Source organism: Salifodinibacter halophilus (assembly GCA_012999515.1).
In the GTDB taxonomy this organism is placed as follows: domain Bacteria; phylum Pseudomonadota; class Gammaproteobacteria; order Nevskiales; family Salinisphaeraceae; genus Salifodinibacter; species Salifodinibacter halophilus.
Genome location: JABEEB010000824.1, coordinates 1 through 231, shown reverse-complemented (window position 1 = coordinate 231; position 231 = coordinate 1). Strand labels below are relative to the sequence as shown.

At 66.2% G+C, this 231-nt stretch carries 1 protein-coding gene; it reads right to left on the bottom strand.

The features are described from left to right. A partial coding sequence (locus tag HKX41_13880) for an AI-2E family transporter (protein ID NNC25222.1) occupies positions 1-231 on the bottom strand: 231 nt, incomplete at both ends.

Sequence of the window (231 nt, the reverse complement as noted above, 5' to 3'; positions counted from 1 at the left end):
GCCGTGGTCGTCGGCGAACATCGACTGGCCCCACCGTCGCAGGCGGTGACCGTCCCGGAGGAGGTAGAACGCGAACGCGATCATGACGAACAGATGAATCGCGCCGACGCCGAGAAAGGCGAACGTGTTGGCGGCGACGCTCAGCGAATCGAACACCGAGCTGACCGCCTCGGGCGTCAGCACCGACCGGAAGTCGTACTCCAACAGCGCCTGCGGGCTGGCGATTCCCTC